This is a genomic window from Cupriavidus consociatus, assembly GCF_017814975.1.
In the GTDB taxonomy this organism is placed as follows: domain Bacteria; phylum Pseudomonadota; class Gammaproteobacteria; order Burkholderiales; family Burkholderiaceae; genus Cupriavidus; species Cupriavidus consociatus.
In genome coordinates, this window is sequence record NZ_JAGIQA010000040.1 from 12,295 (window position 1) to 36,377 (window position 24,083).

General features: G+C 63.7%; 19 protein-coding genes and 1 pseudogene. 14 read left to right on the top strand and 6 right to left on the bottom strand.

All coding sequences use genetic code 11. The features are described from left to right. The first annotated feature begins 9 nt into the window (after positions 1–9). The 4 genes from J8I82_RS33835 (at position 10) to J8I82_RS33850 (ending at position 3,517) form a co-directional block, all read left to right on the top strand. Positions 10–765 carry a maleate cis-trans isomerase family protein gene (locus J8I82_RS33835; protein WP_209764045.1) on the top strand — a complete coding sequence of 252 codons (756 nt, stop codon included), beginning with the start codon at positions 10–12 and terminating at the stop codon, positions 763–765. 133 nt (positions 766–898) lie between these two features. Next, on the top strand, positions 899–1,420 hold the full coding sequence (locus J8I82_RS33840) for an MFS transporter (RefSeq protein WP_245180442.1): 522 nt from the start codon (positions 899–901) through the stop codon (positions 1,418–1,420). 64 nt (positions 1,421–1,484) lie between these two features. Next, a complete protein-coding gene (locus tag J8I82_RS33845; RefSeq protein ID WP_245180443.1) occupies positions 1,485–2,369 on the top strand; it encodes a TetR/AcrR family transcriptional regulator in 885 nt (294 codons plus the stop codon). Positions 2,370–2,554: 185 nt separating this feature from the next. Beyond that, a complete protein-coding gene (locus J8I82_RS33850; RefSeq protein WP_209764046.1) occupies positions 2,555–3,517 on the top strand; it encodes a Bug family tripartite tricarboxylate transporter substrate binding protein in 963 nt (320 codons plus the stop codon). Here J8I82_RS33850 and J8I82_RS33855 read toward each other — a convergent pair. Further along, entirely contained in the window at positions 3,504–3,710 is a 207-nt protein-coding gene (locus J8I82_RS33855; RefSeq protein ID WP_209764047.1) for a hypothetical protein, read from the bottom strand. The genes J8I82_RS33850 and J8I82_RS33855 overlap by 14 nt on opposite strands. On the opposite strand from J8I82_RS33855, the pseudogene J8I82_RS33860 reads away from it, so the two are divergent. Together J8I82_RS33860 and J8I82_RS33865 are read left to right on the top strand one after the other, a co-directional pair. Continuing rightward, positions 3,694–3,849: pseudogene (locus J8I82_RS33860) on the top strand (4-hydroxy-2-oxovalerate aldolase); the annotation flags it as partial. The gene J8I82_RS33855 and the pseudogene J8I82_RS33860 sit on opposite strands and share 17 nt — an antisense overlap. A gap of 182 nt (positions 3,850–4,031) precedes the next feature. Continuing rightward, positions 4,032–7,448: an adenylate/guanylate cyclase domain-containing protein gene (locus J8I82_RS33865; RefSeq protein WP_209764048.1), complete on the top strand. Its 3,417-nt coding sequence runs from the start codon at positions 4,032–4,034 to the stop codon at positions 7,446–7,448. A gap of 30 nt (positions 7,449–7,478) precedes the next feature. Here the strand turns inward: J8I82_RS33865 and J8I82_RS33870 are convergent, their stop codons facing one another. Both J8I82_RS33870 and J8I82_RS33875 read right to left on the bottom strand, forming a co-directional pair. Beyond that, positions 7,479–8,588, bottom strand: coding sequence for a tartrate dehydrogenase (locus tag J8I82_RS33870; protein WP_209764049.1), 1,110 nt, complete (start codon positions 8,586–8,588; stop codon positions 7,479–7,481). A gap of 216 nt (positions 8,589–8,804) precedes the next feature. Beyond that, on the bottom strand, positions 8,805–10,928 hold the full coding sequence (locus J8I82_RS33875) for a TonB-dependent siderophore receptor (protein ID WP_209764050.1): 2,124 nt from the start codon (positions 10,926–10,928) through the stop codon (positions 8,805–8,807). Between the two features lie 429 nt (positions 10,929–11,357). Here J8I82_RS33875 and J8I82_RS33880 point away from each other — a divergent pair, with 429 nt between their 5' ends. Continuing rightward, positions 11,358–12,539, top strand: coding sequence for an amidohydrolase (locus J8I82_RS33880; protein WP_209764051.1), 1,182 nt, complete (start codon positions 11,358–11,360; stop codon positions 12,537–12,539). 30 nt (positions 12,540–12,569) lie between these two features. Further along, complete coding sequence (locus J8I82_RS33885) at positions 12,570–12,923, top strand: cupin domain-containing protein (RefSeq protein ID WP_209764053.1); 354 nt, start codon at positions 12,570–12,572, stop codon at positions 12,921–12,923. Positions 12,924–13,038: 115 nt separating this feature from the next. Here J8I82_RS33885 and J8I82_RS33890 read toward each other — a convergent pair whose 3' ends face one another. From J8I82_RS33890 to J8I82_RS33900, 3 genes are read right to left on the bottom strand one after another with little or no spacing between them, the layout of a single operon-like run. After that, complete coding sequence (locus J8I82_RS33890) at positions 13,039–14,205, bottom strand: NAD(P)/FAD-dependent oxidoreductase (protein ID WP_209764055.1); 1,167 nt, start codon at positions 14,203–14,205, stop codon at positions 13,039–13,041. Next, positions 14,202–15,602, bottom strand: a complete 1,401-nt coding sequence (locus J8I82_RS33895; protein WP_209764057.1) for an FAD/NAD(P)-dependent oxidoreductase — start codon at positions 15,600–15,602, stop codon at positions 14,202–14,204. The genes J8I82_RS33890 and J8I82_RS33895 overlap by 4 nt, the downstream gene beginning before the upstream one ends. Then, positions 15,599–15,973, bottom strand: coding sequence for a (2Fe-2S)-binding protein (locus tag J8I82_RS33900; RefSeq protein WP_209764059.1), 375 nt, complete (start codon positions 15,971–15,973; stop codon positions 15,599–15,601). The genes J8I82_RS33895 and J8I82_RS33900 overlap by 4 nt, the downstream gene beginning before the upstream one ends. 521 nt (positions 15,974–16,494) lie before the next feature. Here J8I82_RS33900 and J8I82_RS33905 point away from each other — a divergent pair. The 6 genes from J8I82_RS33905 to J8I82_RS33930 all read left to right on the top strand — a co-directional run bounded on the left by J8I82_RS33905 (position 16,495) and on the right by J8I82_RS33930 (position 23,954). After that, positions 16,495–17,160: a haloacid dehalogenase type II gene (locus tag J8I82_RS33905; RefSeq protein ID WP_029048923.1), complete on the top strand. Its 666-nt coding sequence runs from the start codon at positions 16,495–16,497 to the stop codon at positions 17,158–17,160. Positions 17,161–17,319: 159 nt separating this feature from the next. Further along, positions 17,320–18,939, top strand: coding sequence for an ABC transporter substrate-binding protein (locus tag J8I82_RS33910; protein ID WP_209764061.1), 1,620 nt, complete (start codon positions 17,320–17,322; stop codon positions 18,937–18,939). 79 nt (positions 18,940–19,018) lie between these two features. Then, complete coding sequence (locus J8I82_RS33915) at positions 19,019–19,948, top strand: 2-hydroxyacid dehydrogenase (protein ID WP_209764078.1); 930 nt, start codon at positions 19,019–19,021, stop codon at positions 19,946–19,948. Positions 19,949–20,169: 221 nt separating this feature from the next. Next, on the top strand, positions 20,170–21,285 hold the full coding sequence (locus tag J8I82_RS33920) for a porin (RefSeq protein WP_209764064.1): 1,116 nt from the start codon (positions 20,170–20,172) through the stop codon (positions 21,283–21,285). Between the two features lie 145 nt (positions 21,286–21,430). Next, positions 21,431–23,413 (top strand): acetate--CoA ligase, encoded by a 1,983-nt coding sequence (acs, locus tag J8I82_RS33925; RefSeq protein ID WP_209764066.1) that lies wholly within the window; start codon positions 21,431–21,433, stop codon positions 23,411–23,413. 217 nt (positions 23,414–23,630) lie between these two features. Continuing rightward, positions 23,631–23,954 carry a hypothetical protein gene (locus J8I82_RS33930; protein ID WP_209764068.1) on the top strand — a complete coding sequence of 108 codons (324 nt, stop codon included), beginning with the start codon at positions 23,631–23,633 and terminating at the stop codon, positions 23,952–23,954. Positions 23,955–24,083 lie beyond the last annotated feature (129 nt).

The window sequence follows — 24,083 nt, forward strand, 5'->3', positions numbered from 1 at the left end:
ACGTTCATCATGCAATACAGAATCGGACAGATCGTCCCCAGCTCCAACATCACCATGGAGCGCGAAGTCCCCGCCATCTTCGCCGGCCGCATGCAGGTGCTGCCGGAGCGCTTTTCCTTCCATTCCAGCCGCGTGCGCATGCACCGCGTGGTGGCCGAGGAACTGGCGCAGATGAACCGCGACATGGGCCGCTGCGCGCAGGAACTGGCCGACGCGCGCGTCGACATCATGAGCACCGCGTGCCTGGTCGCTACCATGTGCATGGGGCAGGGCTACCACCGGCAGGTCATCGAAGACCTCGCCGCGGCGATCGGCGACATACCCCATTTGCCTGAAGTGATGACCTCGGCCGGCGCGCTGGTAGAAGAACTCAAGGACTTCGGCGCGCGCCGGATTGCGCTGCTGGCGCCGTACAGCGATGCGCTCACGCGCACCGTGGTCGACTACATCGAAAGCGAAGGCATCGCGGTGCAGGATGCGATCAACTTTTCGATCCTCGACAACCTGGAAGTCGGCGCGCGCGACCCGCTGCAGCTGCTGCAGGACGTGCAGCGGCTGGATACCGCCGGCGTCGACGTGGTGGTGCTGTCCGCCTGCGTGCAGATGCCTTCGCTCGCGGCGCTGGAGCCGGCGCAGCAGGCGCTCGGCATTCCGGTGACGTCGACGGCGGCCTGCACCGCGCGCCAGATGCTGCGCCGGCTCGGCCTGCGCGCCGAGGCGCCCGGCGCCGGCGCCTTGCTCGGCAGCCGCACCGGACTGGCATGACAACAAGACGGCCGCTCGCAGAGGCTGCCACCATCCGCAACGGAGACAAGCACCATGCAGCAAGCCCCCCCAACCGGCGCCGGCCGCCGGCCGCTGGACCTATGTCGCCGTCATCCTGGGCGCGGCGCTCGGGATGCTCGCGGGCTACGCCCCGCTGTTCAACGCCACCGCCGGCGTCTTCGTGCAGCCGCTGGCGCAGGAGTTCGGCTGGGGCCGCTCGGAAGCCTCGCTGTCGTACGCGGCCTCGATGTTCGGGCTGGCAGTGGTCAGCCCGCTGGTTGGCACGATGATGAACCGGTTCGGCATCCGGCGCGTGATCGCGGCGTCCGCGCTGGTGGTCGGCGTTGCCACGGCATGCATGGCGTTGCAGGATGGCAGCAAGGCGGGTGACCTGATCTCCTACCTGGTGCGTTCGTATTTCGGGCTGCGCGCGTTCGGGGCGCTGTTCGGCATTGCGTTCTCCGGCTACGGCTTTGGCGCGGTGATCGGACCGATCGGGCTGGGGGGCTGGTTCGACCGGCATGGCAATTACGACACGGCGCTGCTGGTGTTGCCGTGCATGCTGCTGGCGGCCGGGGCGCTGACGCTATCGCTGGGGCGCTACCTGCGCCCGAGCGCGCAGGATTCCGTCTTGCCCGAGCCTGCTGGCGCCTGAGTTCGCCAAGGCTGGCGCAGCGCGGTAAAATTACCAGGGCCGCAATTTATGCGGCCCTGTTTCCATGACCGGTCAAACCAACATGACAGCCGCTCGCCGCAATCCCACTGCCTCCGCCACCGCTGCAGACAAGGCGTCCACCCCTCCCGCTGCGCCGCGCCGTCGCGGCCGTCCGCCCAAGACCGATGCACCGATCGGCGCAGAGCCGATGCTGAGCCGCGTTGCTATCCTGCAGCATGCGATCAAGCTGACCAAGACCATGCCGCTGGACCAGATTTCGATGGTGCAACTGGCCAAGGATTTTGGCGTGGCGCCTGGATTGATCCACTATTACCTCGGGGGGCGCGACCAGCTTGTGTCTGGTGTACTCAACGACTACTACCGCCAGCGCGTTGGTGTGATGCCTTCGTTGACGGGCGACTGGCGTGCGGATGTGGAGCGGATTGCGCGGCTGAGCTTTGAAGTCGCCGTAGAGAATCCCGGGGTAAGTATCTATGTGGCTTCGCATAACCGGTATCGCTTGTTCCAGGAGGTGGAACCGGGGGAGACCGATTACGGGATGGAGTTCTTCAACCGGATGACGTCGGCCATCATGCAGGGTGGTTATATGGCTGAGCAGGTGGCGCTTGGCTATCACCTGATTGCGCAGTATCTGGTGTCGGCCAGCATGGCGGAAGCATCGCGCCAGTTGCCTGCCTACCATCAAAGCTTCATCGAGAAGAAACTCGAATCCGTTTCGGCACTCCAGTACCCCGGCGCGCGTTTTGTCAGCAAGGCGTTCTCCCGGCTGTCTTCGGACATCGCGTTTGAGGAAGGCCTGCGCATCACGCTGGATGGCATTGCTGCGTGGAAGCAGGGTGAAAACCAGGACCAGGCCCAGAACAAAACAGAAGCCATCGATCAAGCCAGGCGCCGACCTGCAGCTAAGTCCCGGACCAAGGCCGTGTAAAGGAGTCCTTTTCTCCTATGTCAAGGCGCGTTAGCCGCGACGTACTGCTGCGTCAGCATTCCTTCAGGAGGTAATGGTAAGCCCTTATTTGATACACTGGCAATTAATATAGACTTAATTGCGGCAGTATCAAATATGCATCGCTATGCCGCCCCCCGGCAGATGCTTTACAAATGGGAGACAACATGAAACGTCGCGCCTGCCTTGGGCTACTTCTACTCGCCGGGCTGACCGGCGCCGCCCACGGTGCTTCTTATCCGGACAGGATCGTGCGCATCGTGGTGCCATCGATCGCGGGCAGCGCGCCCGACATCATCGCCAGACAGGTCGCTGAGCGGCTCACAGCCACTTGGAAACAGCAAGTCATCGTCGAAAACAAGCCCGGTGGCAATGGCATCGTGGCAATGAGCGCGCTGCGCCAGTCGGCCCCGGATGGGTACACGCTCGGCCTCTTCCACGCCGCCGCCGCGGTCGTTACGCCGATGTTGTACAAGGAAGCAAAGTTCGACATCCAGCGGGACACGGAAGTTGCCGCCACGCTGGCATATACGCCCATGATGTTCGTCACGGATCCCAAATCCGGTTACAGGAGCTTGGCCGATGTGCTGAAAGCGGGCAAGGCTCATCCGGACGACATCGCCATCGGCAGCCCCACGCGCGGGTCGGTTCCGCACCTTACCGCCGAGATGATGGGCCAGTTGCAGAAGGCCAAGTTCCGCCAGATCAGTTTCAGCGGGACCACGCAGGCAATCCAGGCGGTGGTGAAAGGGGATGTGCCGATCTATGTTGACGGCATCGCGCCACTTGTGCCCTTGGTGAAGAGTGGCCGGCTGAAAGCGCTCGCTGTGACCTCGGACACCGAACTGCCCGGGCTCGACGGAATTCCGTTGGCGAAGGACGTGGCGCCAGGTTTGGTAGCGAAAGGATGGTTCGCGGTGTTCGCTCCCAAAGGGACGCCCGGGGCCGTGCTCGACGAGGTGAACGCCGCCGTTGGTCGCACCCTCGCGCAGTCCGTGTTCGTTGACCGACTGAAGGATTTGGGCACCTATCCGATGGCGCAAAGCCGCGCTGAAAGCGCCCGCTTCGTCCAGGCGGAGAAGGTCCGCTGGGAGAAGGTAATTCAGGATGCCGGCGTCAAGGCCGAATAACTTCCTCACCAGGGGGCGGGCGAAACTCCAAGTGCAAACCTGCCTGCACGACGAATCGTGCGAACAGCGGGAACGCGCGAGCCTTGTAGAGATAAAGCCTCACCCCTGTCGCGATCCGTACTGCAGGGTCTTCGTATTGACTGACGGTCCGCTCGATCGCGCTGCCGAAGTTCCGGCTGATCATGAGCCACATGACCTCGCCGCCGGAACTCGCAAGGCAGGCAAGGCTGATGGAAAGCTACGGCGCCACTTGCTGCTATGTGGTCGATTCCGGCGGTGCAATGACGATGGGCGATGTGCGCGACCGCTTCCGCGCCTTCAAGGACACGCTGTATTTCGCACCTCGGCAGCCGGCGAATGGCTCAATGCGAGACATCCAGCTCCCGATACCCAAGGTCCTTAATACTCCCGGAGGTAGCAGTTTTGCTTGCGTTGCATCGGTATGCGCGGCTTGCGGGACACTATCCTTGTAGTCTCTAATGACTAATGGCAGGTTAGGCGGTCAGAGGGTGATATGCGCTGCACAAAGTGCGGATTCGATAACCCTGCAGGCGGACGCTTTTGTGAGGCATGCGGACAAAGCCTCGCTCGGCTATGCCCACGATGCGGCCATGAATCAGGTGCCGACGCAAAATTCTGTGGCCTTTGCGGCGTATCCCTTCCTGATTCCCTCGCCGGTCCATGCCCTCCAGTTTCCGCCGCGCCCGCTTTCTACACGCCGCCGCACCTTGCCGAGCGCATTCTTGCCGAGCAGGCGGCGATGGAGGCGAGGGGGCAAGCAGATGGCGAACGCAAAACCATTACGGCTCTTTTTGCGGACATCGCGGGGTCGACGGCCCTGATTCAGAACCTCGATCCCGAGGATGCACGTGAGTTAATCGACCCGGTGGTGGCCTTGATGATGGAAGCCGTTCACCACTATGAGGGGTATGTTGCCAAATTCCTGGGCGATGGGATCCTGGCGCTGTTCGGCGCGCCGATCGCCCACGAGGATCACCCGTTGCGGGCCCTGTACGCCGCGCTGCGCATGCAGCAAGCGATGCACCGCCATAATGACCGTGCCCATCGGGAGACAGGCTTGCCGCTGCTGATCCGCGTCGGCGTTCATACCGGCGAAGTGGTAGTGCGTTCGATCCGAAAGGATGACCTGCGCACGGACTACGATCCGGTGGGGCACACGATCCATATCGCGTCACGGATGGAAGGGATCGCGACACCCTCATCGATCCTCGTCAGCGAAGCGACCCATCGGCTGACCGAAGGCTACTTCGAATTCCGAAGCTTGGGAACCACTTCCGTCAAGGGCATCCAGCACCCGCTTGCCGTGTACGAGGTCGTCGGCGCTGGCGTACTGCGTACCCGCCTGCAAGTGGCAGTGCATCGCGGTCTGGCGCGATTTTTCGGCCGCCAGGCGGAATTGCAGCGTCTGCAGGAGGCGCTGGATTCTGCAGGGCAGGGTCATGGGCGGGTCGTCGGCGTAGCGGGCGAGGCCGGCGTCGGAAAATCGCGTCTGTTTCATGAGTTCAAGGCACGGGCTCAGCAGGGCTGCAAGGTGCTCGAGACCTTTTCGGTTTCGCATGGCAAGGCGTTCCCCTATCTGCCCTTGATTGACTTGCTCAAAGCGTACTTTGATATTGCCGCGCAGGATGACGACCAGCAGATTCGCGACAAGGTCAATGGCAGGCTGCTGGCGATCGATTGCGCGCCAGAGGAACTACTTCCCTACCTGCTCTATCTGCTGGGAACCAGGGAGCGGGGGTCGGCCCTGCCGATGATGGAAGCTTCTATTCGCCGGCAAAGAACGTTTGATGCCATTGTGCGGCTGCTGGTGTGCGAGAGCAAGATTCAACCGCTCATGGTGCTGTTCGACGACCTGCAATGGCTCGACAGTGAGACGGAGGCTTTCCTCAATGTCCTCGCCGATCACGTGCCGAAGGCAAGCATCCTGCTGCTCGTCAACTACCGCCCGGAATATGCCCAGGTTGCAGGCATACGCTGCCACCTCAACCTGCATCTGGAGCCATTGGGGCAGGTGGATGCACGGGGATTCCTCACGGCACTGTTGGGGGATCATCCCTCCCTCGAGTCGCTGAAGCGGGAAATCCAGGCCAAGACAGAGGGCAATCCCTTCTTCATGGAGGAAGTCGTCACCACGCTAGCCGAGGAGAACGTCCTGCACGGCGAGCGGGGCAATTTCCGGCTGGAGCAGCGCATAGTGTCACTACATATGCCGACCACTGTGCAAGGCGTGCTTGCCTCACGCATTGACCGCCTTCCGCCCGTGCAGAAGGAGTTGCTGCAGACACTCGCAATCATCGGCAAGGAGTTTACGCTGAGCCTGGTCCGACAAGTCACGGCGCTACCCGATCAGGCACTCCATGCAATGCTGGGTGAGCTGCAGATGGGCGATTTTATCTACGAGCGTCCGGCATTCCCGGAACTCGAGTATGCGTTCAAACATGCGCTGACCCAGGAGGTTGCCGCCAGTTCGCTGCTGAGTGACCGGCGCAGTGCGCTGCATGAGCGCACGGCCCAGGCCATGGAGATGCTGTTTCCCAGCAGCCTGGCGGATTACTGCAGCGAACTGGCGCACCACTACAGCAAAAGCGGCAATACCCGAAAAGCGATCGAGTATCTTGGCCTTGCGGGACAGCGTGCCGCACAGCATTCCGCTCAGCGCGAGGCGATCCGTCATTTCAATGACGCGCTGGAACTGCTCAGATCGCTGCCAGACTCTCCGGAGCGCGCGCGCGACGAGCTCAACCTGCTGCTGAATCTTGGCATTGCGTATATCACGGCGCGAGGTCATGGGGCGCCCGAGGTAGAAACGATCTATACGCGCGCGTTAGCCTTGTGCGAACAAGGAGCGGCAACGCCACAGCGCTTTTCGGCGCAGTTGGGATTGTGGTCATTCTATCTTTTGCGGGGTCAGCTTTTAACAGCGCAAGCCTTGGCAGAAGGACTGCACTGCCTCGCCGAGGACAGCGGGGATCCGGAACAGGCGGCTGAGGCGCAGCGCATGCTGGGCGTCACCCGATTCCGGCGGGGCGAGATCGGAATGGCTCGCACTCATTTGGAACAGGCCCTGGCACTGCACCGGCCCGCTCAGCACGCATATGCTCATCTGCTCCGTTACGCACGGAACCCCGCGGTCCATATGCGCAGCTCCCTGAGTTGGGTGCTTTGGTACCTCGGTCTGTCGGCACAGGCCTGCGCCCGAAGCGAGGAGGCAATAGCATTGGCCAGGCAGGCCACCGATCCATTCGGTCTCACCCTCAGCCTGACCTTCGCAGCCGAGTTGCATCAGCGCCGGCGCGACACGCAACGGGTACTGGAGTGCGCGGAAGCCGCGATCGCGCTGTCGGAGGAACATGGCTTCCAGCTCTATCTGTCCTGGGGGGCGATATTGCGCGGCTGGGCGCTCGCGGCGAAGGGTTCGCCCGAAGACGGTATCGCGCTGATGCGCCGCGGCTTTGACGGCCTCGAAGCCTCCGGCGCGGTATTGGGACGACCTTCACTCCTGGGATTGCTGGCGGATGCTTATCGGCGGGCTGAAAATGGCGAGGCAGCGCTTCGCGTATTGGGCGAAGCGCTGGCCCTGGTGGACAAAACCGGCGAGCGCTTTGACGAGCCTGCGTTGATCCGGCTCAAAGGCGAGGTGCTGCTGCAGATGACGTGTGAGGAGGCTGGATCGATTGCAATCGCTCATGAAGCCGAGGCATGTTTTTGCAAGGCAATGGAGATGGCTCGCGACCAGTGTGCCAATGCCATCGAGTTTCGATGTGCGGTGAGCCTTGCCCACCTGTGGCATCGTCAAGGGAAGGCCGATGCCGCGCGGCGATTGCTGGCCTCCTTGCAGGATCTCTGCCCTGAAGACAGGGAATCTGCGGACTGGCATCAGGCTAGACAATTACAGGAAGAATTGTCCTGAGGGGCTATGCCAGCCTCGTGAGACAAACTGCTACGCTTTCCCGCCGAGATTGACGCGTTCCACTGCGTGGGCAATGGCTTCGCCCATTTCCGTGGTAGAGGCATTGCCGCCCAAATCGGCTGTGCGCGGACCGTGGATCAAAACGTGCTCGATTGCGGCAACAATGGCGTCGTGCGCCTTTCTTCCGGCGTCGTTATCCGTATCGAGGAAATCGAGCATCATGGCGCCTGACCAGATCATGCCGATGGGGTTGGCAATGTTCTTGCCGTAGATGTCGGGCGCGGAGCCATGCACCGGCTCGAACAGCGACGGGAATGTGCGCTGCGGATTCAGGTTGGCCGAAGGCGCCAGCCCCAGCGTACCGGTGCAGGCCGGGCCGAGGTCCGACAGGATGTCGCCAAACAGATTGGACGCCACCACCACATCGAAGCGCTGCGGCTGCAGCACGAAGCGGGCGCACAGAATGTCGATGTGCTGCTTTTCCCAGCTGACATCCGGAAAGTCCTCCGCGATAGCGGAGGCCCTGCGGTCCCACCACGGCATGCTGATGGCAATGCCGTTGCTCTTGGTGGCAACCGTAACATGCCTGCGCTGCCGCTGCTGCGCCAGATCGAATGCGAATCGGAGCGCGCGATCCGTGCCGTGCCGCGAGAACACGGCTTGCTGCATGACGACCTCGCGTTCCGTGCCTTCGTACATCACACCACCGACCGAAGAATACTCGCCCTCGGTATTCTCGCGCACGATGATCGTGTCGATATCCCCCGGTTTCTTGCCGGCCAGCGGGCAAGGCACGCCTTCGAACAGGCGAGCGGGGCGCAGGTTGATGTACTGGTCAAACTCCCGGCGGAACTTCAGCAGCGAGCCCCACAGCGAGATATGGTCCGGCACGATATCGGGCCACCCCACGGCACCGAAATAGATGGCATCCATGCCGGCAAGTTGCGCCTTCCAGTCGTCCGGCATCATCTTTCCGGTGGCTGCGTAGTAATCGCAACTTGCCCACTCGATATGGGTGAAGTTCAGGCCGATACCAAAGCGGCTCGCGGCGGCGCCGAGCACGCGCAAGCCTTCCGGCATGACCTCCTTGCCGATGCCATCTCCGGGGATCACCGCGATGTTGAAAGTCCGGGTCGTCATGACGATTTCCTGTGAAATAAGAGACTGCGCCATGGCCCGAGCCAAGGCCGCGCGAATGAGCGCTATTGTAGAGGCGGGGTTTCAGCGGCGCATTGCGTATTCCGGCCGCGCGACAGAAGGAAATCCTTTATTGGTCGTCGTGTCCGGCATGCTGTGCGTGGACAAGGCTTGCATGCCGGCCAGCGTGCGCTTCCCTGTGGGGCCGCATCCGCGGATTCAGAACTGGTATCGCAGTCCGGCGACAAACTGCCGTCCCAGCCCCGGCGTGACGGCGAGGTTGCCCCACGACGCGGGATAGTAGGCCTTGTCGAACACGTTATGAACGTCCAGGAAGACACGTGTGCGGCGATCGATCTGCCAGTAGGTGACCAGCTTCACGGTGGCGTAGGCGGGCAGTGAATACGTGTCGGTGGCATTGCCGGAGCGTGATCCCACATAGACGATGCCTGTGCCGATGCCGTACCGCCCGCCGAACACGGGCATGGCGTCTTCACGAATCGAGAGCAGGCTTGCGCCGACCTTGGGAATATTGGTCAGGCGGGTGCCGGGCGCGATGGCGTTGTCCTCGGTGACTTTGGCGTTCACCAAGGTAAAGCTGCTGCTGATGCGCCAGTGCTGGTCCAGCTGGCCGAAAGCGTCGATCTCGAGTCCGCGGCTCGCGGCCTCGCCGGCAGCGATGTTGAAGTTGGGGTTGGTGGGGCTGCGCGTCAGGACGCTGTTCTTGCGAATATCGAAGACCGCGAGCGTTGCACCGAGGCGCGCGTCCTCGGACTGCCATTTCAGCCCGGCCTCGATCGCGCGCGCATGCTGGGGGTCGAACGCATTGCCTGCCTCGTCCACGCCGCTGTTGGGACGGAACGACTTGCCAAGTGACAGGTATGCCGAGAGTTGGGCCGTGGGCAGCCACGTCAGGCCGATCCTGGGCGACACGGCAGTCTGGCTCTGGCGGGTCGATGTCGCGGTAAGCAGGTTATCGACCGATTGATGGTAGTTGTCGAACCGGACGCCCGCCATCAGCTTCCATTGGTCATTCAGCGAAACTTCGTCCTGAAGGTAGGCGCCAAGGTTTCGCTGGTTCTCGCGTGTCGAGATGCTTGGCGATACCGGCGGTTTGGCTTGCCCGTATACCGGCTCGTAGATATCGATCGCATACCGGTTTGCCGCCAGGCTCGAATAGAGGATGTCCATCCCCATGTACAGGCGCGAAGCCTCGACACCAACAAGCATCCGGTGCGCCAGTCCACCCGTATGGAAGTTGCCTTCCATTTCGGCGTGGGCTGACGTGTCGCGTGACGGGAGCGTTCGCCAGCTGTTGCGTCGTGTGAGCGTGCGACCGTCCGCCAGCACGCTGCCGAACTCCGCCGCATAGCCTTCGAAGCCCGATTCCTTGTAACTGACGCCCAGCCGGGCACGCCATCCGGTGGCGACTTCGCGGTCCAGCGTCAACTGATGCGTGTTGCTGGAAAGATGAAGGTCAGGGTCGTTTGGCTCCTGAAGGTAGCGGTCGCGGGGAAGGGGCAGCTCTCCGTTCACATTGACGAGGCCGCGGTCCAGGGGCGTGCGCACGCGCATGAATTCCCCCTCGTACTGCACCAGGGTGCGTTCGTCGGGCGCCCAGGCGAGTGCGGGGGCAACCAGATACTTGTTGCTGTCGATCAGCGAGCTTCGGCTGGCACTATCCTCCGCCATGACATTAAGACGATAGGCCAGCTGGTCGTTGATGGGGCCGGTAGTGTCAACCGTGGCACGCGCGAAACCAAGCGTGCCGGCACTGAGTTCCGCTGAAGTTGCCCGTGTGAAGCGAGGCTTCTTCGTGACGATGTTGATGGTGCCGCCCGGTTCGCTACTGCCGTACAACGCCGCGGCAGGGCCTTTCAGGAATTCAAAGCGCTCGACCGTCGCGGCATCGCGCATCGGATTGTAGCCGCGCGATCCGGGAAAGCCGTTAATCAGGTATCCCATGTCCGTGCTGCTGAAGCCACGGATGGCATAGTTGTCCCAGGTTCCCCCGAAGTCATTGAGGCGTGCCACCCCGCTGACATAGTCCACCGTGTCGGCAAGGCGGGTCGCGCCCAGGTCGTCGATCAGTGCTGACGTCACCACGCGCACTGACTGCGGCACTTCCCGCAGCGGCGTTTCGGTCCGGGTTGCACCGCTGGCCTCGGCAGCAACGTATCCGCCTGTGCCGCCGTTCGCGCTGACGCGGACTTCAGGAAGTTGGGCCGAGGCTCCAACTTCCTGCGCCTGGGCAAGCGCTGCATTGGATAGAGGAAACAGGACCAGGCTGGCGCGACAGGCATGGCTGGCGATGCGCCTGGCGTGAGAGGGAAATGCTGGCATGAGCGAGACAAAGGCAAAGGCAAGAGGCGCCACAATGTAGCGGCGTGAATGAGATGGATTCTCATTAACATATTTTTTGCGTGGGAATCGTCGGGCACGGACGGTTGCGTGCTAGCGAGGGCAAGGCGATACAGTGCCGCCAGCACTTGGGGAAATCGCACCGACTCGACAGCCGGGCGGCAGCCCAACAATCTGCTCGCGAGGTTGGGCAAAACGCAATTCACTGCGGCGCGGTCCCCTGCGATCGCCACAATCGTTGGCGGGACTGCTCTTAAGCTACGGACGGTGCAGCACTGCCTGGCTGCTGCCCTCTCTCCTTGTCTGCCCCACTCTCTGGAGCGCGCCGATGGCCCTTTGCAATCTCGAAGTCCCGCCCCTTCATCCCTGTCCTGCGCGGGCTCTGCATGCCGCTGCAGTGGGGGCCCGCCCGTGACCTGGCACCGCATCGGCGAACCGGTAGCCGATCTGCTGCCGGACCTCGTGGCGCTGCGCCGCGACCTGCACGCCAATCCGGAGCTGGCTTACGAGGAGCACCGTACGGCCGGCATCGTGGCGCAATCCCTGCGCATGCTGGGTCTCGCGGTGCACGAGGGCATTGGCGGCACCGGTGTGGTGGGCACGCTGCGCGCCGGTCGCGGTACACGCAGCGTGGGCTTGCGCGCGGACATGGATGCCCTGCCGATGGTGGAACTGGGCCGCGTAGCCCATGCCAGCCGCACGCCCGGCAAGCATCACGGCTGCGGGCATGACGGCCATACCAGCATGCTGGTGGGTGCGGCGCGCCAGCTCGCGCGCAGCGGCATCGACGGCACGGTGCACTTCATCTTCCAGCCTGCCGAAGAGGGCAAGGGCGGTGCCCGCCGCATGATCGATGACGGCCTGTTCGAGCGCTTTCCTTGTGACAGCGTCTATGCGCTGCATAACTGGCCGGACTTGCCGCTCGGCCATGCGCAGACGCTGCCCGGCGCGATCATGGCGGCAGCAGACCGGTTCGATATCGTGCTGCGCGGGCGCGGGGGACATGCCGCGCAGCCGCACCACACCGCGGACGCCATCCTTGCTGCCAGCCACCTCGTGTCGCAACTGCACACCATCGTCGCGCGCCGCATCGATCCGGCTGAGTCCGCCGTGCTGTCAGTCACGCGGATCGAAGGTGGCCATAGCCACAACGTGTTACCGGCCGAGGTGCGCATCACCGGCACGGTGCGCAGCTTCAATGCCGCGTCGCAAGACCGGATCGAGACCGCCCTGCGTGCGATGGCCCAAGGCGTCGCGATGGCGAGCAGCGCCGAGGTTGAAGTGCACTACGACCGCTATTACCCGGCCACGGTAAACAGCCCTGGCGAAGCAGCACTGGCGCTGGATGCGGCACGTGCAGTCGGCTTGCAGGCGCAGATGGCGCCGCGCGCCGCGTTTACCTCGGAGGACTTCGCCTTCATGCTGCAGCGCAAGCCCGGCGCCTATCTCTGGCTGGGTCAGGGTCGCGCCGAACCGGGTCCGGATGGCGAGCGACCCCTGCATCATCCTTGCTATGACTTCAACGACGACGCGCTGGCACTCGGGGTGCGCTGGTTCTGCGAAGTCGCCCGGCGCGCGCTGGTTGCCGCGTAACGTTTCCCCCTGACCTGACCTGGAATACTCATGCCTATCACCATCATCCGCCAGTCGGCCACCGTCGATGGTTTCGCACAGCAGGGCACGCCTGCACGCCCGCTCACCCAGCCGCCGGCCCAGCTCAGCGGCATCGACGTCGATCTGGACGGCGCCGGCGATAACCAAGCCGGACTCTGGGAATGCACGCCGGGGCGCTTCGAGCGCCAGATCGCCAATGCCGAGGTCATGCACATCCTCGCTGGCGCCTGTACGTTCACGCCCACGCATGGGCAGCCGCAGCAGATCCGTGCAGGCGATACGCTCTTCTTTTCCGCTAACACGACCGGCGAGTGGCACGTGACAGAAACGCTGCGCAAGGTGTTCGTCGTGCTGTCGGACTGAGAACTGATGAAGTTTCAGGTGGAACGGAAACATTGCCGGTTCCGCCTGTCGTCCTCGCAACAAACTGCATCACCCGTTGCGACGAGCAACGCAGCCCATTGCGATGCATACTGTGTCAGCTGGTTTCCTGAAGCGCCCGCGCGTCGGCAAAGCGTCCGATGGCATACGGCTCGAGCGGAATCGAGGTACGGCCGGTGGCGATCAGCTCGGCCATGGTCTCGCCCACGCCTGGGCTGATCGCAAAGCCCTCGCCGTTGAAGCCAAAGGCGTAATGCAGCCCGGGCACCCTGGTGCTCGGGCCGATCACCGGTTGCGAGTCGGCGGTATAACCTTCGATCCCGCTCCACACCCGGATCAGTTGCACATGCTCGAAGGCGGGCACGAAGCGGCGCAGCTCGCGTAGTTGGCGCAGAACGTTGTCGGGCTTGACGTAGGCACGGATGCGGTCGATCAGCGCGGGCCCCTTGAGGCCGCCGCCAAAGACGATATTGCCGCGCGCGATCTGGCGAAAGTACAGGCCTTCGAGCTCGATCGGCGAAGAGATGCCGATGGAAGGGCCGATGGCATAGGGCAGCGGCTCGGTGACGCCCATCTGCGGCCCGCGTGCGTCCATGGGCACGGCTTCGCCGAACTGGCTTGCCATGCGGTTGGACCATGCGCCGCAGGCCACCAGCATCTGCGGCGCGCGAAAGCGCCGGCCATCGGCGGTGTGGGCAAGGAAGCCGCCGCCATCGTGCTCGACCTGCATCACCTCGGCATGCTCGACAATCTGCGCGCCGGCCCGGCGCGCGGCGCGCGCGAAGGCGGGGCCAGCGAGGCGCGGGTTGGCATGGCCGTCCTGCGGCGAATAGGACCCTGCCACGATGCCGGGCGCAAAAATGCCCCAGCGCTGGCGCAGCTGTTCGGCGGTGTAGAGCTGCAGGTCCAGTCCGAGCGGCTTCACGTCATGGACATGCTGCTCGAGCACGGCGGCCTGCTGTTCCGTGTAGCACACGCGCAGATGGCCGTAGGGGACGAACTCGAGGTCCTCGCCCAGCAATTCCTTCACGCGGCCCCAGACGGCGCGCGCTCGGTTGGCCAGCGGCATCTGGTGCAGCGCGCGGCCCTGGCGACGCACATTACCGAAGTTGGTGCCGCTGGCCTGCCTTCCGATCAGCTCGCGCTCGAGCAGCACGGCCGAGAGACCATGCTGGCGCAGGAACAGAGCGGTAGTGGTGCCCATCAGGCCGCCACCGAGGATCAGCACGTCGGCGTCATGGGTGCGGGTTGCCGTGCTGCTCATGCCTTTACCTCGCGGGTATTCATCATCAGCGGCTTGACCGGTGCCTGCGAGCGCAGGCGGCCGACTTGCTCGACCGGGATGCCGCAGGTGTGCGCCACGATCTCGGCCGCGGCATGGCCGCAGAAGCGGCCCTGGCAGCGCCCCATGCCAACGCGGCTGAAGGCCTTGGCGCGGTTGAGTTCCTGGCTGTCGAGCTCGGTCACGCAGCGGCGCAGCTCGCCCGCGGTCACCGCCTCGCAGCGGCACACCACCGCGCTATCGGGCAGGGTGGCGGCCTGCGCGTGCGGCCACGGGAAGGCGCGGGCCAGGCCCTGGCGGAAGCGGTCCATCTTGTCGAGGGTGCGGCGCAGCGCCGCGGCTTCGCTGCGATAGAGCTCGCGCCCGCGCGCGTGCCCGAGGTCGGCCAATGCTGCAAGCGCCGCGAGCCGGCCCGCGGCCTCGGCACCATCGGCGCCCAGGATGCGCGCGCCATCGCCGGCCAGGTAGACGCCGCGGGTGGTGCTGCGGCCATCGACGTCGATGCGCGGCAGCCACTGGCGGCTCACGGGTTCGAAGGCGAACTCGCAGCGCGCAAGGTCCGCCAGCTGCGTCTCGGCGCGCAGGTGCCAGCCCAGGCCCACGGCGTTGCACGCGAAGCGCTGCGTGCCCCCGTGTGCATCGCGCACGGTGACGCCCTGTACACCCGCTTGCTCGGTGCCATCGATAGCCAGCGGCGTCACGCCCTGCAGCACCGGCACGCCGGCGGACTTGAGCGCGCGGATCAGTCCGAGGCCGCGTAGCGCGAGCCGCGGTCGCGCCAGCAGTCCGGTGATGGCCGCCCATGACCGGGTGGCCGGCGCGGTGTCGAGCACCGCGACCACATGCGCGCCGGCCTGCACGTATTGCGAGGCGACCAGGTAGAGCAGCGGCCCGCTGCCGAGGAAGACGACCTGGGAGCCGATGGCGCAGGCCTGGGCCTTGAGCGCGATCTGCGCGGCGCCCAGGCTGTAGCAGCCGGCGCGGTGCCAGCCCGGCACCGGCATGAGGCGATCGGTGGCGCCCGAGCACACCAGCAGTGCATCGAAGGGCAGCGCCAGGGGCTGCGCGTCGCGCACCACGTGCAGCTCGCCCTCGGTCAGGTTCCACGCCAGCGTGTCGGGGTGGTAGTCGATGCGCGCGCGCAGCGCGTCGAAGTCGCGGTGCAGTGCCTGGGCCTTGGCTGCCTCGGTGCCATAGAGCTTGGCGTAGGAGCGCTTGAAGCCGTCAGGCTGGCGGCGGTAGATCTGTCCGCCGTCGCGCCGGCCTTCGTCGACCACGGTGGGGCGCAGCCCCGCCTGCACCAGGGCCTGGGCGGCGCGCACGCCGGCAGGGCCGGTGCCGACCACGACGATGCGCGGGAAGGATGCGGGCGCGTTCATGCGGCGGCTCCCTGGCGGTGGCGTGCGAGCGATTCCTGCAGGTCCGGCGTCGCGGGCCAGTGGTGCGCGGGCGGGCGCGTCAGCACTTCCATGCCGGCCTGGGCGGGGGTGGAGCAGGCGCGCAGGCGCTCGCCGGCGGGGGTCCAGACCCAGCAGTCCTGGCAGGCGCCCATCAGGCAGAAGCCGGCGCGAGGCCCGTCACCGAACTCGCTGTCGCGCACGCGTCGGCCATGGGTGAGCAAGGCGGCCAGCAGCGTGTCGCCGGCCAGCGCGGTGGCTGCGACGCCGTCGATGCGCAGCGTGATGGTAAGGCGGTCGGATTCTGCCAGCCGGACAAAGCGCGCCGGCAGTGGTGGAGAGAGATCGGGCATGGCGTTGGCTCGGAAAGTATGACGAGACTGTCGGAACAACAATCTCCTGAAGTTTAGGAGCGCTATGACGCGGCATGGTGCTGCATTGGGGGCGCTGGACGGAGCATGCTGCTGTTATGTGGGCTGAGGCAGCAATATCTGCGGCGCGATTAGTCCGAATGTCGTGCCGGGCGCCCTTTGCTGCTTCGGCGGTCGCGCCATGCAAGGCGATGCGATCGCACTGACGCCTGCCGGAAGTGCGAACGTGCCTGCCAGTCGAAGAAAATCTGTCCGGACCCATGTTGATCCGCGTTTGCTGCAGCGCGCTAGCGGTGTGTCATGGACGGTCCGACGCCCACCGCCGGTGCATACCGCAGGACATGCCGCAGAGCCCCTGACAAACCGCAGTTTCACCGCGTGCCACGAGCGATCTTCCCAACAAACGCCGACCGCCTGCGTGCTTTAATCCATTCGGAATCAAGACTCTCTTCTGCGCGGAAAGACGCAGGTTCCCCGGAACCCACCATTGAGGATCAGAAGCCATGACGTTCCGCCCAAAATACATCACCTTCGACTGCTATGGCACGCTGACGCGCTTCCGCATGGCAGAGATGACGCGCGAACTGTTTGCCGATCGGATTTCGACGGAACACATGGAGCACTTCATCGCCGACTTCAGCGCCTTCCGGTTCGACGAGGTGCTCGGTGACTGGCAACCCTACGAAGTGGTGTTGAAAAATGCTGTGCGCCGCCTGTGCAAGAAGTGGAAGATCCAGTACCTGGACAGCGATGGCCAACAGTACTACGACGCCGTGCCGACGTGGGGTCCGCACGACGATGTTCCGGCTGGGCTGGCCAAAGTGGCCAGGGAAATCCCGCTGGTGATCCTGTCGAACGCCGCCGACGCCCAGATACAGAAGAACGTGGCCATGCTCGGTGCGCCGTTTCACCGGGTCTACACCGCGCAGCAGGCGCAGGCCTACAAGCCGCGCCTGAAGGCCTTCGAGTACATGTTCGACTCGCTCGGCTGCAATCCCGAGGACGTGCTGCATGTGTCGTCGAGCCTGCGTTACGACCTGATGTCGGCCCATGACATTGGCGTGGTGCACAAGGTGTTCGTGAACCGCGGCCATGGCCCCGGCAACCCGGCGTACCAGTACACCGAGATCCAGGACATCGCTGGCCTGCCTGGCGTAGTGGGTCTCTGAGGTTCCTTCCCGCTGTTGGCCTGTTTGTCCGGTCCAAGGGACCGGTTCAAGGACCGGCTTGCCCAGGCCTTGTGCTTTCACCGCGCATTCTCTTTCGCCCCTCGCTGTTTCCCCGCAGCGGTTTCTCTCTTTCTTATTAGACCAATCAGGAGCACAACCATGAACGATAGCCGCAACGAGTTTGAGAAGCTTGTCGGTCCCAGCGATAGCCTTCGGGTGATGGACCTGCTCAAGCGTGGCGCGACTCGGCGTGACGTTCTAGCGATGCTGCTGGCGGGGGGCATGCAGGCCACGCTCGCAGGGAGCCTGGCTGGCGCGGCCGTCACGGCCCACGCGCAGGCGCCAAAGAAGGGCGGCCGACTCCGCGTGGCCGTCGGCACGGCAGCGGCATCGGATACGCTCGACCCGGCCAAGCAGTCGAACCAGAACGACTATGTGCGCTGTAACATGGTCTACAACGGCCTGACCTGGCTCGATGCCAGCCTGACGCCACGGGCCGCCCTGGCCGAGTCGTTCAACACGACGGATGCCAGGACGTGGGTCTTCACGCTGCGCAAGGGCGTGACCTTCCATGACGGCAAGGCGTTGTCCCCGGCCGACGTGGTCTACTCGATCATGCGCCATAAGGACCCCGGCACGGCTTCCAAAGGCAAGGTGCTGGCCGAGCAGATCGAGAGCGTGAAAGCCACTGGCCCGAACGAGGTCACGGTGGTACTGACGAGTCCCAATGCCGATCTGCCGGCGATCCTCGGGACTTCGCATTTCCAGATCGTCAAGGACCGTACCACGGACTTCTCTGCCGGCATCGGAACGGGGCCGTACAAGCTCAAGGAATTCAAGCCTGGGGTACGCACGCTGGTCGTGCGCAACGAGGCTTACTGGAAGCCGGGCAAGCCCTACCTCGACGAGATCGAGCTGGTCGGGATCGCCGATGACAGTGCGCGTATCAACGCGCTGTTGTCGGGGGGGATGGATCTGGTGGCCATGGTCAATCCGCGCTCCGTGGCCCGGATCAAGGGTACGCCAGGCTACTCCGTGATGATCACGCAATCCGGACAGTACTCGGATCTGGTCGTGCGCAAGGACGTTGGCCCTGGCACTAACCCCGACTTCGTGATGGCGCTGAAGTACTTGATGGACCGCCAGCAGATGAGAAAAGCCATCGCGCTCGATCACGCCGTCATCGGCAATGACCAGCCGATCGACCCTACCAACCGGTTCTACTTCAAGGATCTGCCGCAGCGTGCCTTCGATCTGGACAAGGCAAAGTACCATCTGCGCAAATCCGGCGTGACGGGCAAAGTGCCGGTGGTGACATCGCCGGCCGCCCTGTACTCGGTGGAGATCGCGATGGTGCTGCAGCAGACCGCGCAGCGTGCGGGGCTGGACCTCGATATCAAGCGCATGCCTGCCGACGGCTACTGGTCTAACCACTGGCTCAACAGCCACGTCGGATTCGGTAACGTGAACCCGCGCCCCAGTGCCGACACCATTCTCACGCAGTTCTTCAAGTCCGATGCGCCGTGGAACGAATCGCGCTGGAAGAACCCGCAGTTCGACCAGCTGCTGCTCGCCGCGCGGGCTGAGACGGATTTTGCAAAGCGCAAGCAGATGTATGCCGACATGCAGACGATGATCCATGCAGAAGCGGGCATCGGTATCCCCTTGTTCCTGGCCAGCGTCGATGCACATTCCTCGAAACTGAAGGGCTTGTCGCCGATCCCGCTTGGCGGCCTGATGGGCTATTCGTTCGCCGAGCACGTCTGGCTTGACGCGTGATGTGGGAGATGGCGAGGTGCTGCCGGCTCCCGCCCTTCACCTGCGCCGACAAGGCAATCGAACAGAGGAGACTGACCACGTGAGCACATTTCTTTACAAGGCTGATCCGGTGCGGGGCCGGCAGTGGGCTGAGATCTTTGCGCGGGAGCAACCGGATCTCGAGTTCCGCATCTGGCCGGACATCGGCGATCCGGAGAAGGTCAGATACCTGGCGGCCTGGGTACCGCCCGACGACCTGGAGCAACGCCTGCCCAACCTGCAGGTAGTGTTTTCGACAGGCGCCGGCATCGACCAGTTCGACCTGAGCGCGATCCCTGCCGACGTGCCGCTGGTGCGGATGATCGATCCCGGTATCGTCGAAGGCATGGTGGAGTACGCCGTGTTCTCGGTCCTCGCACTGCATCGGGATATGCCGGCGTATCGCCGGCAACAGGCCCAGGCCTCGTGGCACCCGCTGCAGGTCCGGGCCGCGCATGAGCGGCGCATTGGCGTGCTGGGATTGGGCGCGTTGGGGCAGTCGCTGCTGGAGCGCCTGCGGTTGTTCGGATTCGATTGCGCGGGGTGGGCCAGGTCGCAGCGCAGCATCGAAGGCGTGACGTGCTTCGCTGGCGCCGGGTCCCTTGACGCTTTCCTGGCGCGCACCGATATCCTCGTCTGCCTGTTACCGCTGACGGAGGAAACGCGCGGGATGCTTGGGAGCCGCGTGTTCAACGCATTGCCGCGCGGAGCCGGGCTTGTGCACGTCGGGCGTGGGCAACACCTGAATACTGCCGATCTGATGGCGGCCCTCGATACAGGTCAACTCGGCGACGCGATTCTTGACGTGACATACCCAGAGCCGCTCCCGGCCGACCATCCATTGTGGCGCCACCCCAAGGTCTGGATCACGCCGCATATTGCCAGTGTTACGCGGCCGGTTACGGCCACCAGGGCCGTGCTGGACAATATCCGCCGCTTTGAGCGCGGCGCGCCGCTCATCGGGCTGGTCGATCGCGCTCGAGGATATTGAGAGCGCGCGCCGCCAATACAGTCAGCACGGCATAGGCTCACGTAAAGCGATTCAAGAATTCCATCGTGTGGTCTGGCGGAAGCAAAAAAATAGATAGGGATAGATTCTGCAACAGCAGCATTGTTGCGTATTTGTGGGCGTTAAAAAAGCAAAGCAGAATTTGCCGAGCCATTCCAAGAAAGGCAAACAATCTGCTTACCATCATTCGAGGAAACAATTTCATGAAATTGAAGGTCCTGGCCATGTCGGCCGCCTTGCTGGCTGGTTCCGGCGCATACGCGCAATCCAGCGTGACGCTGTACGGGGTTGCCGATGTGGGTATCGAGTACCTCAACCACGCAGTGGCTTCGACCGGTACCGTACCGGCCGGCGCGCAGAGCCACAATCTCTGGGCCATGCAGTCGGGAAATCAGTCCGGATCGCGGTGGGGCTTGCGCGGCGTGGAAGACCTGGGAGGGGGACTGAGCGGTATTTTCCTGTTCGAAAGCGGGTTCAACCTTGATACCGGCACGTCGGGACAAGGCGGCCGTCTGTTCGGACGGGGAGCCTACGTTGGCCTGAAGAACCAATGGGGCCAGCTGACGCTGGGCCGGCACACGACCCCGTTCTTTGACTTTGGCGTCTACTACGACCCGATGGCCATCGCGGCCCGTTATTCCTCCGGCGCGCAGGATCCATACATGGGCGGAGCGCGCGCCGACAACTCCGCGAAATATATGGGCAAGTTCGGCGGACTGAGCGTGACGGCCCTGTATAGCCTCAACAGCAACAACCAGGAGGTGGCAGGAAATTTCACCAATGGACGTTCGTACTCGCTGGCGCTCAGCTATGACGGCGGCCCATTCTCGGTCGGCGCCATTTACGACCAGTCTAACCGCTCCGCCCCCACCGCGCTTTCGACCGATAGCCTGATCCGCCGAGCGGCGGTTGCCGGCACCTACACACTCGGTCCGGCCAAGCTCTACGCAGGATATCGCTACGCGCATGCGTTCAACGGGGCTACGCTGCCTGGCGTTGCCGTGACGAACACGGTGTCGAACCTCGGCTGGTTCGGTGTTGGCTACCAGGTGTTGCCGGCACTGTCGGTGACCGGCTCTGCGTACTACCAGAACCTGCGTGAGGGGAATGCGGGGAATCCGTGGCTGTTCGTCGCGCTGGTCGACTATACGCTGTCGAAGCGCACCGATATTTACACCTCGGTTGCGTACTCGCTGAACCGCGGCAAGTCCAACCTCGGTGTGGTCGGGTTCAATGACCAGCTCGGTGCGAGCAGCGAAGCGGTTCGCCCGGGTGCCAACCAGTTTGGCGCGATCGTTGGCATTCGCCACAAGTTCTGAACGCACATCCCATTCGCGCCGACCCCGGGGGTGCAAGCTGAATCCCCGGGGTTAGGCCTCGATCCGTCAGCACAAACAGCGCGCTGACTGATCGGCGTGCAATCTTCATCAGCTGACAGCCTTCCATTCGCTCAAAGATATAGCCATGTCCAACATCGCCCCGTTGAACCAGGACTCCGGGCTCCTTCACCCTCCCGTGCATTTTATGGAACACGCCAGGATCTCCGGCATGGAAGGCTATCGGGCGCTGTGCGCCGAGGCCGAAGAGGACTACGAACGCTTCTGGTCCCGGCATGCGCGTGAAAACATCAGCTGGCACAAGCCGTTTACCCAGACGCTGAACCAGGATCATGCTCCCTTCTACCGCTGGTTCGAGGACGGCGAACTGAACGTCTCATACAACTGCCTGGACCGGAACCTGGTAAATGGCAACGCCGGAAAGACCGCGATCATTTTCGAGGCGGACGACGGCGAGGTCAGCCGGATCACCTATGCGCAGCTTCACGCCAAGGTCTGCCAGGTTGCCAACGGCTTGCGTGCGCTAGGCATCGGCAAGGGCGACCGCGTAGTGATCTACATGCCGATGTCGATCGAGGGCATCGCCGCGATGCAGGCGTGTGCGCGCATCGGTGCGGTGCATTCGGTGGTGTTCGGCGGCTTCTCGGCGAGGTCGCTGCGCGAGCGCATCATTGACGCCGGCGCGGTGGCGGTGATCACGGCTGACGAGCAGGTACGCGGCGGCAAGCGCCTGCCGCTGAAAGCCATCGTAGACGAAGCATTGGCCCTGGCCGGATGCGAGACGGTCAGGCACGTCATCGTTTACCGGCGCACGGGCGCTGACATCGGCTTGGTCGCCGGGCGCGACCTGTGGCTGGATGACCTGATCGCCGGCCGGGACGCATCCTGCGAGCCTGAATGGGTCGACGCCGAACATCCGCTGTTCATCCTCTATACCTCGGGTTCCACCGGCAAGCCCAAAGGCGTGCAGCATGCCTGCGGCGGCTATCTGCTGTGGGCAATGCTGACGATGAAGTGGACCTTCGACATCAAGCCTTCGGACGTGTTCTGGTGCACCGCCGACATCGGCTGGATCACCGGCCACACCTACATTGCCTACGGTCCGCTTGCGGTCGGTGCAACCCAGATCGTGTTTGAAGGTGTGCCGACCTATCCCAATGCAGGCCGGTTCTGGGAGATGGCAAGCAGGCATCGCGCCACCATCTTCTATACGGCCCCGACGGCGATCCGTGCGCTGATCAAGGCCTGCGACAAGGACCCGGCCGTGCACCCCGGGCAGTATGACCTGTCCTGCCTGCGCCTGCTCGGCTCGGTAGGCGAACCGATCAATCCCGAGACCTGGATGTGGTACCACGAGAACGTGGGCAACGGAAAGTGCCCGATCGTCGATACCTTCTGGCAGACCGAAACCGGCGGCCACATGATCAGCCCGCTGCCAGGCGCGATGCCGCTGCAGCCAGGATCCTGCACGTTGCCGCTGCCCGGCATCATGGCGGCCGTGGTGGACGAAGCCGGCAATGAACTGCCCCATGGGCAAGGTGGCATCCTGGTCATCAAGCGCCCGTGGCCATCGATGATTCGCACCATCTGGGGCGATCCGGAGCGGTTCCGGACCAGCTATTTCCCGCAGGACCTTGGCGGCAAGCTTTACCTGGCTGGCGACGGCGCGGTGCGCCATGACGAGACCGGCTACTTCAGCATCACCGGTCGCATCGACGACGTGCTCAATGTCTCCGGTCACCGTATGGGAACCATGGAGATCGAATCCGCGCTCGCAACGAACCAGCACGTGGCGGACGCCGCGGTGGTCGGCAAGCCGGACGACACAACGGGCGAAGCGATCTGCGCGTTTGTCGTGCTCAAGGGTGTCCGCCCCCAGGGCGACGCAGCACAGCAGATGGCCCGGGAGCTGCGTGACTGGGTGGCCAGGGAAATTGGCCCGATCGCAAAGCCCAGGGAGATCCGTTTTGCCGACAACCTGCCAAAGACCCGGTCGGGCAAGGTCATGCGGCGCCTGTTGCGCCTGATAGCCCGAGGGGAGGAGATTACGCAGGATCTGTCTACCCTGGAAGATCCGGCGATCCTCGAGCAACTCAGGCAAGCGCAGTAATCCCGCCCGCTGACCGGCGTTGCGCACCACGAGCGAGGCCCGCGCGGCTGCCGGTCAATTCAGCAGCGGCCATATGAAGCGATACGGGTACGGATGGCGAACGTCGTCAAGCCCACACGTATGTTCGAGAGGACCAGAAACGGCCACCGGAAGCGTGACCTGAAGGCATAAGCAATGCAGCAGACGGATAAGATCAGGCAGCACAAGGAGAGCGCCAATGTCTCCTAAGCAACGTTGGGCGGCGATGCGCGAGCGTTATCCCGCGCTGGGTGATTTTGGCTATGTCAGCATGATGCTCAATTCATCCATGCATCCCAGGACGCAGCATCGCGTTCTGGATTGCATCGAGGAACAGCGCGTATGGGAGTGGCGCGATGCGCCGGGCATCGGCATCACCCGCTTCGGACGCTTCGAACACTCCTGCTGCGTGACGTTTGCACGCAGGGGCCATGGCGTCATGTACTACGTGAGTCAGGATGGGCGTTACCGCATGGAGGAAGCGCCGGCTTTTGTCTCCGAGTTCGCGTCGGACCGGCAATAAGAGTGCGTATGGCGGAGCGGGGCAGGGGGCCGCAGCCCGCCACGCCGCCACCTGCTGCCAGGCTCAACTTTGCCTGACCACCTGCCTGAGTGCGTTCACGAAGACATCGAGATCGCTCTCGAGCATATT

Bases quoted from the DNA above. Each gene is read 5' to 3' on its own strand.
- J8I82_RS33865 (WP_209764048.1), top strand. From the start codon at position 4,032: ATGCGCTGCACAAAGTGCGGATTCGATAACCCTGCAGGCGGACGCTTT.
- J8I82_RS33840 (WP_245180442.1), top strand. From the start codon at position 899: ATGCTCGCGGGCTACGCCCCGCTGTTCAACGCCACCGCCGGCGTCTTC.
- J8I82_RS33855 (WP_209764047.1), bottom strand. From the start codon at position 3,710: ATGTGGCTCATGATCAGCCGGAACTTCGGCAGCGCGATCGAGCGGACC.
- J8I82_RS33910 (WP_209764061.1), top strand. From the start codon at position 17,320: ATGAACGATAGCCGCAACGAGTTTGAGAAGCTTGTCGGTCCCAGCGAT.
- J8I82_RS33905 (WP_029048923.1), top strand. From the start codon at position 16,495: ATGACGTTCCGCCCAAAATACATCACCTTCGACTGCTATGGCACGCTG.
- acs (WP_209764066.1), top strand. From the start codon at position 21,431: ATGTCCAACATCGCCCCGTTGAACCAGGACTCCGGGCTCCTTCACCCT.
- J8I82_RS33890 (WP_209764055.1), bottom strand. From the start codon at position 14,205: ATGAGCAGCACGGCAACCCGCACCCATGACGCCGACGTGCTGATCCTC.
- J8I82_RS33930 (WP_209764068.1), top strand. From the start codon at position 23,631: ATGTCTCCTAAGCAACGTTGGGCGGCGATGCGCGAGCGTTATCCCGCG.
- J8I82_RS33835 (WP_209764045.1), top strand. From the start codon at position 10: ATGCAATACAGAATCGGACAGATCGTCCCCAGCTCCAACATCACCATG.
- J8I82_RS33920 (WP_209764064.1), top strand. From the start codon at position 20,170: ATGAAATTGAAGGTCCTGGCCATGTCGGCCGCCTTGCTGGCTGGTTCC.
- J8I82_RS33875 (WP_209764050.1), bottom strand. From the start codon at position 10,928: ATGCCAGCATTTCCCTCTCACGCCAGGCGCATCGCCAGCCATGCCTGT.
- J8I82_RS33885 (WP_209764053.1), top strand. From the start codon at position 12,570: ATGCCTATCACCATCATCCGCCAGTCGGCCACCGTCGATGGTTTCGCA.
- J8I82_RS33900 (WP_209764059.1), bottom strand. From the start codon at position 15,973: ATGCCCGATCTCTCTCCACCACTGCCGGCGCGCTTTGTCCGGCTGGCA.
- J8I82_RS33850 (WP_209764046.1), top strand. From the start codon at position 2,555: ATGAAACGTCGCGCCTGCCTTGGGCTACTTCTACTCGCCGGGCTGACC.
- J8I82_RS33895 (WP_209764057.1), bottom strand. From the start codon at position 15,602: ATGAACGCGCCCGCATCCTTCCCGCGCATCGTCGTGGTCGGCACCGGC.
- J8I82_RS33845 (WP_245180443.1), top strand. From the start codon at position 1,485: ATGACCGGTCAAACCAACATGACAGCCGCTCGCCGCAATCCCACTGCC.
- J8I82_RS33870 (WP_209764049.1), bottom strand. From the start codon at position 8,588: ATGACGACCCGGACTTTCAACATCGCGGTGATCCCCGGAGATGGCATC.